The organism is Nakamurella antarctica (assembly GCF_003860405.1).
Classification (GTDB): Bacteria; Actinomycetota; Actinomycetes; order Mycobacteriales; family Nakamurellaceae; genus Nakamurella; species Nakamurella antarctica.
In genome coordinates this window covers 758,246-773,518 of sequence record NZ_CP034170.1, presented here as the reverse complement: position 1 = coordinate 773,518, position 15,273 = coordinate 758,246, and the positions used below count along the sequence as shown (strand labels likewise).

Annotated in this window: 12 protein-coding genes; 3 read left to right on the top strand and 9 right to left on the bottom strand. The window is 63.2% G+C overall.

All coding sequences use genetic code 11. The features are described from left to right. Window positions 1–13 precede the first annotated feature (13 nt). Window positions 14–754: a GntR family transcriptional regulator gene (locus tag EH165_RS03360; RefSeq protein WP_124798026.1), complete on the bottom strand. Its 741-nt coding sequence runs from the start codon at window positions 752–754 to the stop codon at window positions 14–16. Between the two features lie 300 nt (window positions 755–1,054). Between EH165_RS03360 and EH165_RS03355 the strand changes: the two genes are divergently transcribed. Together EH165_RS03355 and pth are read left to right on the top strand one after the other, a co-directional pair. Then, window positions 1,055–1,657: a 50S ribosomal protein L25/general stress protein Ctc gene (locus EH165_RS03355; protein ID WP_124798025.1), complete on the top strand. Its 603-nt coding sequence runs from the start codon at window positions 1,055–1,057 to the stop codon at window positions 1,655–1,657. Window positions 1,658–1,744: 87 nt separating this feature from the next. Further along, window positions 1,745–2,320: an aminoacyl-tRNA hydrolase gene (gene pth / locus EH165_RS03350; RefSeq protein WP_124798024.1), complete on the top strand. Its 576-nt coding sequence runs from the start codon at window positions 1,745–1,747 to the stop codon at window positions 2,318–2,320. 10 nt (window positions 2,321–2,330) lie between these two features. Here the strand turns inward: pth and EH165_RS03345 are convergent, their stop codons facing one another. Continuing rightward, window positions 2,331–3,977, bottom strand: coding sequence for a fatty acyl-AMP ligase (locus EH165_RS03345; protein WP_124798023.1), 1,647 nt, complete (start codon window positions 3,975–3,977; stop codon window positions 2,331–2,333). A 417-nt stretch (window positions 3,978–4,394) separates the two neighbouring features. Here EH165_RS03345 and EH165_RS03340 point away from each other — a divergent pair, with 417 nt between their 5' ends. Further along, window positions 4,395–5,285: a ribokinase gene (locus EH165_RS03340; protein WP_124798022.1), complete on the top strand. Its 891-nt coding sequence runs from the start codon at window positions 4,395–4,397 to the stop codon at window positions 5,283–5,285. A gap of 24 nt (window positions 5,286–5,309) precedes the next feature. On the opposite strand, the gene EH165_RS03335 is transcribed toward EH165_RS03340, so the two are convergent. The 7 genes from EH165_RS03335 to metG form a co-directional block, all read right to left on the bottom strand. Then, entirely contained in the window at window positions 5,310–7,115 is a 1,806-nt protein-coding gene (locus EH165_RS03335; protein WP_124798021.1) for an ABC-F family ATP-binding cassette domain-containing protein, read from the bottom strand. 62 nt (window positions 7,116–7,177) lie between these two features. Continuing rightward, complete coding sequence (locus EH165_RS03330; RefSeq protein WP_124798020.1) at window positions 7,178–8,095, bottom strand: 4-(cytidine 5'-diphospho)-2-C-methyl-D-erythritol kinase; 918 nt, start codon at window positions 8,093–8,095, stop codon at window positions 7,178–7,180. Next, a complete protein-coding gene (gene rsmA, locus EH165_RS03325; RefSeq protein ID WP_124798019.1) occupies window positions 8,092–8,961 on the bottom strand; it encodes a 16S rRNA (adenine(1518)-N(6)/adenine(1519)-N(6))-dimethyltransferase RsmA in 870 nt (289 codons plus the stop codon). The genes EH165_RS03330 and rsmA overlap by 4 nt, the downstream gene beginning before the upstream one ends. A 60-nt stretch (window positions 8,962–9,021) precedes the next feature. Continuing rightward, a complete protein-coding gene (locus tag EH165_RS03320) occupies window positions 9,022–10,254 on the bottom strand; it encodes a resuscitation-promoting factor (protein WP_124798018.1) in 1,233 nt (410 codons plus the stop codon). A 307-nt stretch (window positions 10,255–10,561) separates the two neighbouring features. Next, entirely contained in the window at window positions 10,562–12,214 is a 1,653-nt protein-coding gene (locus tag EH165_RS16405) for a ubiquitin-like domain-containing protein (protein WP_124798017.1), read from the bottom strand. A 333-nt stretch (window positions 12,215–12,547) separates the two neighbouring features. Next, window positions 12,548–13,438 carry a TatD family hydrolase gene (locus EH165_RS03310; protein WP_124798016.1) on the bottom strand — a complete coding sequence of 297 codons (891 nt, stop codon included), beginning with the start codon at window positions 13,436–13,438 and terminating at the stop codon, window positions 12,548–12,550. A 2-nt stretch (window positions 13,439–13,440) separates the two neighbouring features. Beyond that, window positions 13,441–15,261 carry a methionine--tRNA ligase gene (gene metG, locus EH165_RS03305; protein WP_124798015.1) on the bottom strand — a complete coding sequence of 607 codons (1,821 nt, stop codon included), beginning with the start codon at window positions 15,259–15,261 and terminating at the stop codon, window positions 13,441–13,443. Between the last annotated feature and the right edge of the window lie 12 nt (window positions 15,262–15,273).

Genomic DNA, 15,273 nt, shown 5'->3' with positions numbered 1-15,273 from the left:
TACTGGTCCCCCCTTACGTCCGATCGGATTGCACCATCACTTCGATCGAGTACACATCTGCTCGGTACACGTGGCGCCCGCACTCGACCACCGCGCCTGACGCGTCATAGGCCCGCGACATCATCGTCATCAACGGGGTTCCGCGACGTACCTGGAGCAAACGCGCTTCCTCCACCCCCGCTGCTTTGGCCCCGATCTGCTGGCGCGCCATCGCTGGCCCCGAACCTCTGGCCCGCAACACGCCGTACAGACCGTCCTCGGTGAGTTGCGCCTGCGTAAGGTCCGCAAACGACATCGGCAGCCAATTGTCCATTACCGCAATGGGCTGATTCTCGGCCAGCCGCAAGCGCTTCAGGTGTACCAGTGGGCAGTCCGAATCAAGCCCCAGCAGCAGCGCAGCCTTGGGGTTGCGCACATCGCATTCGATCGCCAGCACCTGCGTGCGAGGTTTGCGGCCGTTCCGCACCAAGTCTTCAAACAGGCTGGTGAGTTCCACCTCGCGGTGTTCCACCGCGTTGCTCACTTCGGTCCCAAATCCCCTGCGGCGCAGCAATAATCCCTTGTCTACCAACTCATTGATAGCCCGGGCCACCGTCGGCCTGGAAAGCCCGAGCGTCTGAGCAATCACGACTTCGGTATCGATGCGCTCACCCGGCACAAGCTCCCCGCGAGCGATCAGTTCTTCGAAAAACCGTGCGAGCTGGAGGTAGAGGGGGGTCGGACCGGTACGGTCCAGCGTCAACTGGCACAACATTGCAGTGCTCCCCTTTCCCAGGTGGCGCCTTCTCGGGATCAAGACGAGCCTCGCCGCAGTCAGCTGGCACCGGATGCGAGCTTGCCACACGTGGGCTTACCGAACGGTTTTGGCCGATCAACACCGCTGCGGTAATGTCGTGGCAGTACCTCGGCGAGGGCAATCCAGTACTGGGTTAGCCGTTATCGACAGGGTGGATTCGCTCCCCGTGCCGTTCGTCGAGGTTGAGCCAAAGATCCACCCCAGCAGGCCCACCCCAGGGGATTCACCCCGAGAGGCCTCTCGCATAGGAGATAACCGATGTCCGAAGTTCGCCTTACCGCTGAAGTCCGCACCGAGTTCGGCAAGGGCGCCTCGCGTCGCACCCGCCGCGACGGCAAAATTCCCGCAGTCCTCTACGGCCACGGCAGCGAGCCCCGCCACTTCGCACTCAACGCACGCGAGTTCGGCCGCGCCATCCGTGGCGGCGCTAACACCGTCATGACCTTGGGTATTGATGGCGGCGACGAGTTGGCGCTGCCGAAGTCCGTCATCCGGCACCCGCTACGCGACTACGTCGAGCATGTCGACCTCATCCTCGTCCGCAAGGGCGAGAAGGTTACCGTTGACATCTCCGTCAACGTAACCGGCGAAGCAGCGGCTGGAACCTTGGTCCTTACCGACCAGACCACCCTCTCAATCGAAGTCGAAGCGCTCAATATTCCGGACAGCATCGAAGTGTCCATCGAAGGCCTCGAGGCTGGCACCCAGATCCTCGCTGGCCAGATCGAGCTGCCCGCGGGCGCAACATTGGCTGGCGATCCCGAAGCCCTCGTCGTCGCGGTCTCCGCAGCGCCGACAGCCGAGGACATGGAAGGCGAGACCGATCTCGCTGCTCCCGAAGCCCCTGCCGAAGAAGCCTGATCTTTTTTTCCTAACGGGGTGTGCTCGGTCCGGACATCCGGCTCGGGCACGCCCCGCTGTGGTTATCCCTGATCTTCTAAGGACCCCATGCCCAGCGAACTGTCCCTGATTATCGGCCTCGGGAACCCTGGACCCGGTTACGCCGGGAATCGACACAACGTCGGCTTTATGGCGGCAGCGCTGTTGGCATCCCGCATCGGCTCCCCCTTCAAGTCTCACAAGTCCGGGGCCGACATCTGCGAGGGACGGCTCGGTGGTAATCGCGTCGTCGTCGCGAAACCCAAGTCGTACATGAACCTCTCGGGCGGCGCCACCGCAGCGCTGGCGCGGTTCTACAAGGTCGGCGTCGCCGACGTCATCGTTATCCACGACGAGTTGGACCTTCCCTTTGGCACCATCCGGCTCAAGGCTGGCGGCGGCGAGGGCGGACACAACGGCCTGAAGTCGATCTCGGCCAGTTTGGCTTCGAAGGAATACGCACGGGTCAGGTTCGGGATCGGTCGCCCGCCGGGGCGTCAAGACCCGGCAGACTATGTGCTGAAAGATTTCTCGGCCGCCGAGCGCAAGGAACTTGACCTCGAGTTAGCCTTCGCCGCGGATGCCGTCGAAGACCTTGTGCAACTGGGTCTTGTCGACGCTCAGAACAAGGTGCACGGGACCTGATCCTGAGTCGTCAGTCGATCAGCGCGACCCCGGCCGCTCTGCGAAGCTTGCCGGACGGCGTTTTCGGAATCGACCCCACGGGCAACACGCGCACCTGCGCCGGCCGGACACCGATCGCTGTGGTGACCGCGGTCCGAATCTCGCGCGCCATGCGCTCAACCTGCTCCGGATCCTCGGCCAGCCGTGATTCCACTGCCACCGCAAAGGATTCCCGACCACTTGGCGCTGTCCACCGGACAGCGATGGCGTTGCCAGCGCGAACACCATCCACCCCCGCGGCCACGCGCTCGATATCGGTCGGATAGATGTTGCGGCCGCCCATGATGATGACGTCTTTGACACGGCCACATACCACCACCAGGGAATCTGTGAGGTATCCGAGGTCGCCGGAGTCGAGCCACCCGTCGCTGCCCTGCGTCGGCAGAGCCCCGTCCCCTGTCAAGTAGGTGTCGGTGACAGCTACTCCCCGGATAAACAATGTGCCGACTTCGCGCTCGCCCAATATGTTGCCGTCGTCATCCCGGGCCTGGACCTCCAGGCCGTCGAGTGGCGGTCCCAATGTTGGAAACGATCGGGTGGTCTCGGTCCCGTCAGGGGCCAACCCCGGCTGCGCCGGAACAGCGCGTCGGTTCTGTTCCAATTCGTGCGCGTCGATGATGTCCACACGCACGGGTTGTCCCACAACGTGAATGCTCACGCCCAAGGTTGTCTCGGCCATTCCATAAGCCGGGACCATTGCGGTTGAGGGCAACCCCAGATGCGCTCCGGCGGCCAAGAACCGGTCGACCGTGTCGACGTCGATTGGCTCGGCTCCGTTGAATGCGAAGCGCAATGACGAAAGGTCCAGGTTTTCCGCATTGGCAAGCACCCTGGCAGCCAGGGCGTATGCAAAATTCGGTGCAGCCGTGTGTGTCCCGCCGTATTTGGAGATCAGCTCGAACCACAGCAGCGGCGACCGCAAAAAGTCGATCGGTGTCACCTTGACCAGTTCCAACCCCATCACCATCGGCAGGGTCAGGAAACCGACCATCCCCATATCGTGGAACAGCGGTAACCACGAGACGAAAACATCCGTGGCGGGGTCGACCTGGGCGCGTCGAGCGAGTGCGGTCAGGTTGTCCCAGGCGTTGCGATGCGAGATACGAACGGCTTTGGGCGCAGCGGTCGAGCCCGACGTCAGCTGCAGCAGCGCCGTCGCGTCCTCGTCCACTTCCACCGGTGAGGCCAAACGCTCCGGGTGACTAGCGATGTCGGCTGCGAGCAAGCCCCGCACACCGGTGCCGTCGAGCATCTGGGCGACGTCGGAGAACTGCTCCCCCACAATTACCCGACTGGCCTTGATCACCTTCAGCACCTGCAGGGTACCGGCAGCGTACTTGCCCAGATCAGTCCGCGCCGTCGGCTGATGCAACATCGTCACCGACCCGCCGGCGAGCCAGACAGCTTGCACGGCAGGCGCCACTTCCAGCGGATCGGCCGCCAAGATAGCGACGGCCTCGCCGGGCTTCACACCGTCGGCCACCAACGCGGCTGCTCCCCGGAGCGCCAGTTCGTGGATATCTGCCCACGAGGTGCGAAGGGCGGCACGCGGCTCCCCGGTGACGATGCCCGCTCCCCCGGCGGCAGCGGAGTAGATCGCGGAGATGAAGGTGCTCATACCGATTACTTTAATGGCCGCAAGGCCCTGCCCTGCGTCTCATCGCGCGGGGCCTATCCGGGTGCGCGGGGCGCACCCGGAGGCTTCCTTTCGCCGAGCGGTGCCTTGTCGCCCGAGATTCGCCGACTTCGTCTGCCGAGCTCGGTCGCCGTCTTCGTTCGCCGAGCGGTGGGCTATCGCGAGTATGGGGCAGGCAAATGCGTCATAGGCCACCGCTCGGCGAGGTAGGGGCGGGAGACGGCGGGGTATTGGCGTGTGGCTGCGGGGTAGGGGCGTGTGGTTGCGGGGTAGGGGCGGGAGACTGCGGGTGCGAGACCGCAGCGTGGGCGTGATGGGATAGGTGCGGGGTTCCGCTTCTTGGGCTGAACCCACATCAGCACATCCAGAGCGTCCCCACCAGCCCCGGAGCGAAATCCCATGACGACCCCTCCCCCCACCGCCCCCGCTATCGCCGTGGTGGGCAGCGTCAACATGGACTTGGTGGTGACAACCGATGCACTGCCCGAACCCGGAGAGACGCTACTGGGTAACAGTTTCCAGACGATTCCCGGCGGCAAAGGAAGCAACCAGGCCATTGCTGCAGCTAAGGCCGGGGGCGCCGTCACCTTCATCGGGGCGGTCGGTTCTGATGGTTTCGCCGCCGAACTTCGATCCAACCTTCACGCTGCCGGGGTGGATTGCAGCCTGCTGCGCACAGCGCCCGGTCCGAGTGGCATCGCAGCCATTGCCGTCAACAAAAGCGCGGAAAACACCATCGTCGTGGTGCCCGGCGCAAACTTCGCCATGACCAGTCTCGCAGACAGCGACACCGCCGCCATTGCCTCTTCGGCCATGCTGGTCTGCCAACTAGAAATCCCAATGACGACGGTGGTCGCCGCAGCGCAAGCCGCTCAGACCGCAGGCGTCCCAGTACTTCTCAACCCGTCACCGATGCAGAACTTATCCGCGGAACTGCTCGCCGCCACCACAATTTTGATCGTCAACGAGGGTGAAGCGCGAGAGATCGGCAGCGCCGCTGACCACGTCGCACACGTCATTGTCACCCTGGGCGGCGCCGGGGCGCGGTACCGCGGACCTGACGGCGCAGCGTTTCAGGTTCCGGTGCCCGATATCGATCCCATTGACACCACCGGCGCCGGCGACGGGTTTGCTGGTGCGTTCGCCGTGGCGTGGGCGGAAGGGCAATCGCCCCTCCAGGCGGTGCGCTTCGCGTGCTGCGCGGGCGCACTGGCCACCACGGTGCGGGGCGCAAGTACGTCGTCGCCGCTGCGGGCAGACATTGACCGACTCGTCAGCCTCACCTACTAGCGCCCACGCTCCCCCGCAACTGGGTCAGTCGCTCTCCAACTGTTCCGACACTGCCATCCACTCGATTTCCGTCTCGTCCTTGCCAGTGCGGGTGAGCGCGAGTTCCGCGTTCAGCTCGGCCGCCTTGGCGTAGTCAGCGCCCACCACGGCCAGCTTTCCGAGTAACTCAGTTTCTTTGCGATCCAGCGACTCCAGACGTTTCTCCAGCTTTTGAAGATCCTTGCGCAGCAACCGCTTTGCGGCTGCATCCAGCCCTGGGCCCGCAGGTTCCGGCGCCGCCCCCGCGGACACGCGCACCTGCATCCCAGCCATGCCCTCGCGGCGTCGCAGATATTCTTCGACCCCGCCGACCAGCTGGCTGATCTTGCCGTCGCCCATGAGTGCCACGACGTTGTCGCAGACGCGCTCGATCAGGTACCGATCGTGCGAAACAACAAGCAGTGTTCCGGGCCACGCGTCCAGCAGATCCTCCAACGCCAACAGTGTGTCGGTGTCGAGGTCGTTGGTGGGCTCATCGAGAACAAGCACATTTGGCTCGTCCATCAGAATGCGCAGCATTTGCAGGCGCCTGCGCTCCCCACCCGAGAGCTCCCCGACCCTGGTCCACTGCTGCTCGTTGGTGAAACCGAACCTTTCACACAGCTGCCCGGCCGTCAGATCCTTGCCGCCGAGGTTGACCATTCTGGCCACTTCGGTGACAGCCTCGATCAGCCGCATCTGGGTGGGGAGTTCGTGCACCTCCTGCGACAAATACCCGATCCGCACGGTCTGGCCACGTTTGATAATCCCGGACTTGGTCGGATGCAATCCCAGCAGGACCTTCAGCAGTGTGGACTTTCCGGAACCGTTGACCCCGACGATCCCGAAACGATCACCCGGGCCAATCAGCCACGTCACGTCATCGAGCAGGATGCGCTCATTGCCGTCCAACGCGATGACGCCCGCGGTAATACCCTCGGCGTCCAGTACGTCCTTGCCGAGACGTCGTCGGGCAAACGCCTGCAGTTCCACGGTGTTTCGCGGCGGGGGCACATCGGCGATCAGCACTTCGGCTGCTTCGATGCGGTACTTCGGCTTGGATGTACGGGCCGGCGCACCCCGGCGCAGCCACGCGAGTTCCTTGCGCGCCAGGTTCTGTCGGCGCTCCTCCGCAGCGTCGGAAAGGCGCAGCCGCTCCGCGCGGGCGAAAACCCAGTCGGAGTAACCACCTTCGCGAATGTGGACGTCCCCGTCCACCACTTCCCACGTCAGCGTTGCCACCGCATCGAGGAACCACCGATCGTGGGTGACGACCACGAGAGCGCCCTTCCTCGCCACCAGGTGCGACGCAAGCCAAGCAACACCTTCGATGTCGAGGTGGTTGGTGGGTTCGTCAAGGATGAGCAGGTCTGCATCCGTTACCAGGGCAGCCGCCAGAGCAACACGGCGGCGTTCACCACCGGACAGGCTGTCGACGGGCGAATCCAAACCAATACCGCCCAACCCCAGGCCGTCGAGCACGGAGCGCACCGACGAGTCCGACGCCCAAGCGTGTTCGGCGTCGCCGAAAGATCCCAATGCGATGTCCTTGACGGTACTTCCGGGGGCCAGCGCCGACTTCTGGGTGACCACCTCCACGCGAGTTCCACGACCGGTGGCGACCCGGCCGGAGTCGGGTTGCTTGAGGCCTGCCAGCACCTGCAACAGCGTGGTTTTGCCCGAGCCATTCAGTCCGAGAACGCCAATTCGGTCGCCCGTTTGAACGCCAAGCGAAATGCGGTCGAGCAACGTTCGGTGAACGAGGTTCACGGTGACGGCTTCAAGGTTGACGAGATTGGCGGCGGTGGCCATCGGAAAAGGAGATCCTTTGGTTGTGAAACGGTGATTGCTGGCGGCTAGGTGCACCGGCAGATCTAAGCTGACTTCTCATTATCGCTGATGATCCGGGCGCCGGGCGCCGGTCCGGACACCACTCGGACCGATTTGCAAATACCCAGGCCCGCAATGTTTATTCCCACCTCGGCAGCATGCTCCGCACTTCTGCACAGCATGGCGACCGTGGGGCCCGAGCCGGACACGATGCTCGCGAGCGCGCCCTCTTGGGTTCCGGCGAACAGCACGCGGCGTAGGTGCGGTTGCAGCGACACCGCGGCGGCTTGCATATCGTTGCCGAGGTGGCTCGCCAGCAGTCCAGGATCACCGGAGACAAGCGCGGCCAGTAGCGCTGTGACGCCGCCCACCCGCGGCACATCGCCAGCAGCGCGTAACCGGTCCAACTCCGCGAAGACGGCAGGAGTGGAAAGCCCACCGTCCGATATCGCGAGGACCCAATGCAGCGGGTGTTTACCAAGCACGGGAGCAATGAGCTCGCCTCGGCCCGTCCCCACCGCCGTGCCGCCAGTCAACGCAAACGGTACATCGCTTCCGAGTTCGGCCGCGAACCCGGCCAGCTCAGCACGGGTTAGCTCCAGATTCCACAACTGGGCGCAACCCAGCAGTGCTGCAGCCGCATCGGCGCTGCCTCCGGCCATCCCGCCAGCGATCGGGATGGTCTTGACAATCTCGATCCGCACGTCGCAGGGGATTCCAGCGTGGGCGGCCAACAGCAAGGCTGCTCGGCCCGCGAGGTTGTCGCCATCCGCTGGCGCGCCGGCAATGCCGACGGTGCGCACGCGAAGACCTTTGCCGTTAGCCACTGTCAACTTGTCATACAGGTCGACAGCATGGAAGACGGTGACAAGTTCGTGGAAACCGTCGGGCCGAACCTCGCCGACCCCCAGGTGGAGGTTGATCTTCGCTGGAACGCGCACGCGCACGCTGCCGGGTGTCACTTCTGGGCCGCCTGTGCAATAGCCCTGAATGCTCGAAAGTCGAGTGTTTCGCCGCGGGCTCCCGGGTCGACGCCGGCGGCGCGGAGAATCTCCTCGGAGCGTGCGGGCGACCCGGCCCAACCGGAGAGAGCGGCCCGTAAAGTCTTGCGCCGCTGCGCGAATGCGGCGTCCACCACCTTGAAGACCGCCAGCCGGTCACCGTCGGTCGGTGTCGTATGACGATCGAACGCCACCAGCGCCGAGTCGACATTCGGTGCTGGCCAGAACACGTTCCGTCCGATCGAACCCGCGCGCTTGGCGACGCCGTACCAGGCGGTCTTCACCGAAGGACTGCCATAGGTTTTCGAACCTGGACCGGCGACGAGGCGGTCTGCCACCTCGGCTTGCACCATCACCAGCACCCGCCGTATCGATGGCAGTTCCGAGAGCAGGTGTAGTAACACGGGCACCGACACGTTGTACGGCAGGTTTGCCACCATCGCGGTGGGGGGTTCGGGGAACTGCTCGGCCTTGACCGCGAGAGCGTCAGCGAGCACCACATGGAGTCGGTCCACGTACTGCGGGGCGAGCTCTAGCACCGTAGCGGGGAGGCGCGCTGCGAGCCGGGGGTCAATCTCCACCACACTGACGGCGCGGCACGCCTCAACTAACGCCAGGGTGAGGGAGCCCAGCCCGGGACCGACCTCGAGCGCCACATCCTCGGGCCGCAATTGAGCGCTGGCAACGATACGTCGAACGGTATTCGCGTCATGCACGAAGTTTTGGCCGAGCGACTTCGTGGGCTTGAGGTCTAGCTCCGTGGCTAGCTCCCGGATCCTGCTGGCGCCGAGGAGGGAAACCGGGGCGCTAAGGCTGGGATCTGTCACGCAAGATATCCTGACACGCACCGGCACTCCCGGCGAAAATCAGCAATGATCACCCTCGACTTAGGCAGCCCATCCACATAGCCACGGCTCTAGACCGCGGGACTGGTAGAGCAATTTGGCGCGCATCAGTTGCTCTGTCGCTGGCGCGTCAGCCGGGTTACCCGATCCACCAACCGTCGCCCAGGTGGCGAAATCAAACTGGAACATGCCGTACCAGGAGCCTGTCGGATCGACGGCCTTGGGGTTGTTCGTGGATTCGCACATCGCGAGCCCGTCCCAGTTGACCCCGAACTCCGTGTCGTGGAAGAAGACTCTCTTGCCGACCTCTTCGTACGGCAGTTTGCTACCCACCTTGGTGACGGTTCCTGTGGGCTCCAACGTGGTGGCGCGGGAAACTTCGGTGCGGCTCGTTTCCTTACCGTTCACCGACGTGATTTCAAAGGTGACATCAGTGCTCCCTGCTGCGCCGGTGGCGATTACCTCGTTGGTGCCGACGGCTAGATCCGGTGCGTCCACGGTGCTGTCGGGGAGTTGCGGAAGAGCTTCTGAGACAACGACCCGCGACTTCGTTGTCCTGGTCACCTGGACCGTGATGCCGTCCGTCAGCGCACTGGTGGCCGCGGGGGTGACGGTGTCGAGTGGACCTAACGCGATGCCCTGCTCGGCCAGCAGGGCTCCCACAGTGGTTGCTACGGTCCGATAATTTTTTGCCACCCCTGCACCGTCCACGGTGCTTACCGCATGGAATGTTTGCGCGGTGACGCTGAGGCCATCCAGCGGGATCGGCCTGGATCGGTCAGCCGAAAGCTTGTAGTCGTCCGGGTATCGCCCGATCTCCGCCATTGCCTGGTCAACTGTCTTTGCGGTCGTCCACACGGTCACCGATTTGCCATCGATCGTCAGCGTCAGCTCCCGGCCCCGGTTAATGGCAATCGCGGATCCGTCGGTAATGGCGACATCGGAGGAGGGGGCTAGGGAATCATGCTCGGCGACCGTCAGGCCCGCCGCTTGCAGCGCGCCTGTCACAGATCCCGCGAGGGTCTTGACCTGCTGGGACTCGCCATCCACGGTGATCGTGACGGTCTTCGTCATCGCCATCACCGTGCCGGCGCCCGCGCCGAGTAACAGGGTGAGTGCTGCCGCGCTGATCAAAGCAGGTTTGCGGAGGCGGCGCCAAAAGGGCTTCGCTACCGGAGACGTCGTTGCGATGTCTGCGCCCTCGAGCGACGGGGCAGCCTGCGCCGCAGGGGTGTTCGAGTGCTGGTCAGGCAGGGTCACGGTGCTCCAGGTCATTTCTGATTCCGAGCAGAGGTGGGCGCGCTCGGTCCGGTTGCGCCTAGCCTATGCAACCCTTCGAGATCGTCGATGGATGCCCAAAAATCCGTGGCACCACGTCGACCTGCACCCAGGACTTCCCCATCCCGGCTGTATTACAAAATCATAACGGCTCCGCCAGAGTGCTAGCAAGTTCGAAGTGTGCACCGCCCGACAGCTTCTGTTTCGAAAGATTCCGCGGATGGGATAAAAAACGGCGGGGCCCGGCATCTCCCTCAGGATGATGCCGAGCCCCGCCGCGATGAAGCGATTACTCAATGAGCTGCTAGCCTGCGTAGCCGCAAGCCCACGGCTGGAGGCCACGCTGCGAGTACAGCACGTCCGCGATAGCAATCTGCTGTTCGCGCGTGGCTAGGTCTGCACGCGGTGCGTACTGTCCGCCACCGGCACCCAACCACGTCCGGATGTCGAACTGCAGGCCGCCGTAGTACCCATTACCGGTGTTGATCGACCAGTTATTGGTGGATTCGCACTTTGCAACGCCGTCCCAGTTGACACCCGAGCTGCTCGCACTCTGCGGAGCGGCGCCAGTGTTAGAAGACGCTGCCGGCTCAGACGCTGCCGGTGCAGAAGCTGCTGCGGCTGGTGCCGAGGCGGCGACGCGCACTGGGGCCGGAGCTACGACCACCTTGGTCCCCACACTTGTGATGGTTGGCAAAGCTTCGGTGGTGACGGTGCGAGAGGCCTCGACACGAGCCGTCTCAGCGCCGTTGGTGGTGGTGACGTTGTAGGTCACAGCCGCTTCGCCAGCCTTACCGGCTTGCTTGACCTTGGTGGTGCCCTTGGTCAAGGTCTCGTCGTCCACGCTCTCGTCAGCTGGCTGCGCGATCGGTTCTGCCACTACTACCTGGGTGGTGGCAATGCGAGTGATCGCAACCTGAAGGCCCTCGGTGAGCGGAGTGTCCACCGCGGGAGTGATCGTGTCCTCGGCGCCGAGGGTGATGCCAGCTGCGGACAACAGGCCTGCGACATCCTTTGCCTCTGATGCGGCCGGGGCACCTGCAGTTGTTCCGTCGGTAATGGTGACGGTCGGCAGCGTAATAATGCTGATCTTGGTAGAACTGCTGATGGCGGTACCGAGCGCCGGGGTGATCCGATCATTCGCACCCAGCGTGATCTTCTGCGCCTTGAGTACATCGGCAACCGTCTTCGCCGGTGTGGTGATGGACTTAGCGGTGCCACGATCGGCGATGGTGACGGCGTGCAAGGTGTCGCCCGAGACGGCGAGGCCGTCGAGCGGGATGGCGCGCGAGCGATCTGCCGAAAGCTGGTAGTCGCCGGCGTTTCGCCCTAGTTGTGCCAGCGCATCGTCAACGGTGCGAGCGGTGGTCCAGACCTGGACCTGCTTGCCGTCGATGGTCAGGGTAAGAAGGCGACCCTTGTTCAACACAATTTTGGATCCGTCAGCAATAGTCTCTTCGCCAGCCGGAGCCAAGCTGTCATGCTCGGCAACTGCAATACCGGCGGCTTCGAGGGCGCCGTTCACGGAGCCGGACAACGTCGTGATCGATTGGTCTTGCCCGTCGACGCTAATCGTCACGCTCTTGGTCATGGCAAGCAGCGTCCCGCCCACGCTAGCCAGGGCCAGAACCAATACCGCGGCTGCAATGACCCATGGCTTGCGGAGTGTGCTTTTCTTCACGGGTGCGAGGGTGGCCACCGCTCCAGCGGCGAGTGCCGGACTCACTTGGCCGTCCTGCTCGGCAGCGACCACCGCTTCGGATTCGGACGCATCCTCAATCATCTCGTCAGCGTCTGAAACGTCAGCGTCCGAAACGTCAGTCGCTAGATCGGCGCCAACGCCAGCCTGAAATTCTTGTGTCTGATCAGCCGGCACATTCTCGGTGCCTGCAAAAAGCTCGTTACCAAGATCTTGGTGAGGATCGAGGTTGTCGGGGGTTCCTGCGTAAGAAGTCAATTCACATCCATGCCTTGATGTCTCCGAGCAAGCGGCTGGTGCATCGCAGTGAGCGCCTCATCTCAACGCAGAGGGGGCCAGCAGAGCTGGTTCCTATGAGCAGAATCAGAGGTGGAACATTCCCAGCCGACTACGTGATTCACCCTCCAGGGCCCCCGCCACTGGGTGGTGATCTTTCACGAAGCTTTGCTGGAAATTTCCAGATGCACCGGATCGCGCTATCCCGGCGGTTATTACAAGACGGTAACGGCCAGGTCCAGCGACCGCAACAGCTGATCCCGCAATGAGAGAAATTTCCCTCTTGTGGACTACCCGGAGAGTCCGCTTCGCTGGCTATCCCCGCTCAGAACCGCCCAGCCCGTACACCCGGCGGGTGGTCGCAATCACAGCTGCACCCAGCTCGTTCTCATCCACATTACGAAGTGCTGCCACTGCCCGCAGTGTGTACGGCAACGCGTACGGTTCGTTGCGCCTGCCCCGCTGAGGGTGGGGTGTGAGGAAGGGCGCGTCCGTCTCCAGCATCATCTGCGCCGGCGGAATGAGCGTCGCCGCTTCCTGCAGATCACGAGAATTCTTGAACGACACGGGACCAGCGAAGGACAAAATGTAGCCCTTGTCGACGCAGACCCGCGCCATCGCCGCATCTCCCGAAAAGCAGTGGAAGATCACCACGTCCGGTGCGCCCTCAGCCCGCAGAATTTCCAGCACATCGTCATGGGCCTCGCGGTCGTGGATCATCAACGGTTTCTGATTGCGCTTTGCCAGGTCGATATGCCAGGCGAATGCCTCCCGCTGCGCGGCGCGATCGGCTGCGTCCCAGTAATAGTCCAGGCCTGTCTCCCCGATAGCGACCACTTTGGGTTGGCAAGCGAGCTTCTCCAGCGTTGACCTTGCTGCAGTATCCAGCATGTCTGCCCTGGTGGGGTGTAAGCCGATCGCCGCGTAGACATTCGGGTGCTGCGTCGCTGCCCACGCGGCCCAGATTGCGGAGTCGAGGTCGTCCGCGACGGTCACGGCGCCAACGACGCCGACTGATTTCGCTCGGTCCATCACTGCCGCAATATCGTCAGCGGAGACACACCCACAGGCATCGAGATGTGTGTGGGCATCAATGATCTCGCACTCTAACGGCGCCGGTGGGTCGGCGGCCTTGCGAGTGTCAATGCCGGGTTCGGTAGGCAACGGAACGCCCCGAGCTGAATCCGCCGACGCTGGTATCGACATCGTCAGCCCTTGACGATCGGCGCCCATTCGGGGCCGTCTTCGCCAAGGCTCGGCTCGAGCTTGGCAAACAACGGGCTGGGCTTCGCCAGCGGCGCGCCAGTGGTGATGCCCCGACGATTCCAGATGGCCTGTTGGTTTTTGTAGTCGCCGGTGATGACGGGGTAGCTGCCGCCCTCGAAACCCATCTCACCTTCGATCTCGTCGCCCAGATCTTCGACCTCGTCGATCCGCGGCTGGGCCGCCCACACTCCTTCGCCGCCCAGCGTTTCGAAAATCTTCTGCGAAGAATGTGGCAGGAATGGCGTGAGGAGCGTCTTGACGTCATCGACCACCTGCAGTGCGGCGTGCAGCACCGTGCCCTGTCGTTCGGTATCCCCGCCAAGCTTCCATGGTTCGGTCTCGGATAAATAGCGGTTGGCCAGGCCAACAACCCGCATCGCCTCGGTAGTCGCTGCGCGGAAGCGGTTGCGCGCCAACAGATCTCCCACAGTGGCGAAAGCCTGCTCGGAGGCACGCAGTAGCTCAACATCGAGGTCGGTGGGATTCACCATTGCTGGGATCTGCCCAAAGTTCTTGTGCGCCATTGACACCGACCGGTTGACCAGGTTGCCCCACTCGTTGGCTAGCTCGGAATTGGTTCTGCGAACAAACTCGTCCCAGGTGAAATCGCTGTCCTGGTTCTCTGGGCCAGCGACAGAAATGAAGTACCGCAACGCATCCGGTCCGAACTCTTTCAAAAAATCGCCAACGTAGATGACGTTTTGCCGGGAGGTGGAGAACTTTGAGCCACTCATCGTCAGGTATTCGCTCGACACGATCTCGGTCGGTAAATCGAGTGCACCCAGCGGCCCGGGTTGCCCGCCGCGCGAACCCTTCCCGTTGTACGCCAGGAGCTCCGCAGGCCAGATCTGCGAGTGAAAGGTGATGTTGTCCTTGCCCATGAAGTAGTACTGGTGGGCATCTTTGTTCTCCCACCACAGCTTCCACTCGTCGGCGTCGACGCCGTAGCGGCGCGCCCACTCGATAGAAGCCGACAGATAGCCGATGACGGCATCGAACCACACATAGAGTTTCTTGTCGCCGCGATCGCGCCAGCCATCCAGCGGAACCGGTATGCCCCAGTCGATGTCGCGCGTCATAGCCCGCGGCCTGATATCGGCCAGCAAGTTCATCGAGAACTTCAGCACGTTGGGACGCCAGTCGGTCCTGGTGTGCAGCCACTCCCCCAGCGCCTGCGCCAATGCGGGCAGGTCGAGGAAGAAGTGCTCGCTTTCCACAAACTTGGGCACCTCGCCGTTGATCTTGGACCGTGGGTTAATCAAGTCGATGGCGTCGAGTTGGTTGCCGCAGTTGTCGCACTGATCGCCGCGGGCGCCGGCATAGCCGCAAATGGGGCAGGTGCCTTCGACGTAGCGGTCGGGAAGTGTGCGCCCGGTGGAGGGCGAAATAGCCGACATCGTTGTCTGCGCGACGAAATAGCCGTTGCGGTGCACCGTCCGGAAGAGCTCTTGGACCACGGCGTAGTGGTTGGTGGTGGTGGTGCGGGTGAACAGGTCGTAGGACAGACCCAGACTCTGCAGATCCTCGACGATGACGCGGTTGTAGCGGTCCGCAAGCTGTTTCGGAGTCACGCCTTCGGCGTCGGCCTGCACCAGAATCGGCGTGCCATGCTCGTCGGTTCCGGAGACCATCAACACCTCGTTGCCGATCATCCGCTGGTAGCGGGAGAAGACATCGGACGGAACACCGAATCCGGAAACGTGGCCAATATGCCGAGGGCCGTTGGCATAGGGCCATGCCACCGCGGTAAGTACATGAGTCATGGATCGGAGTTT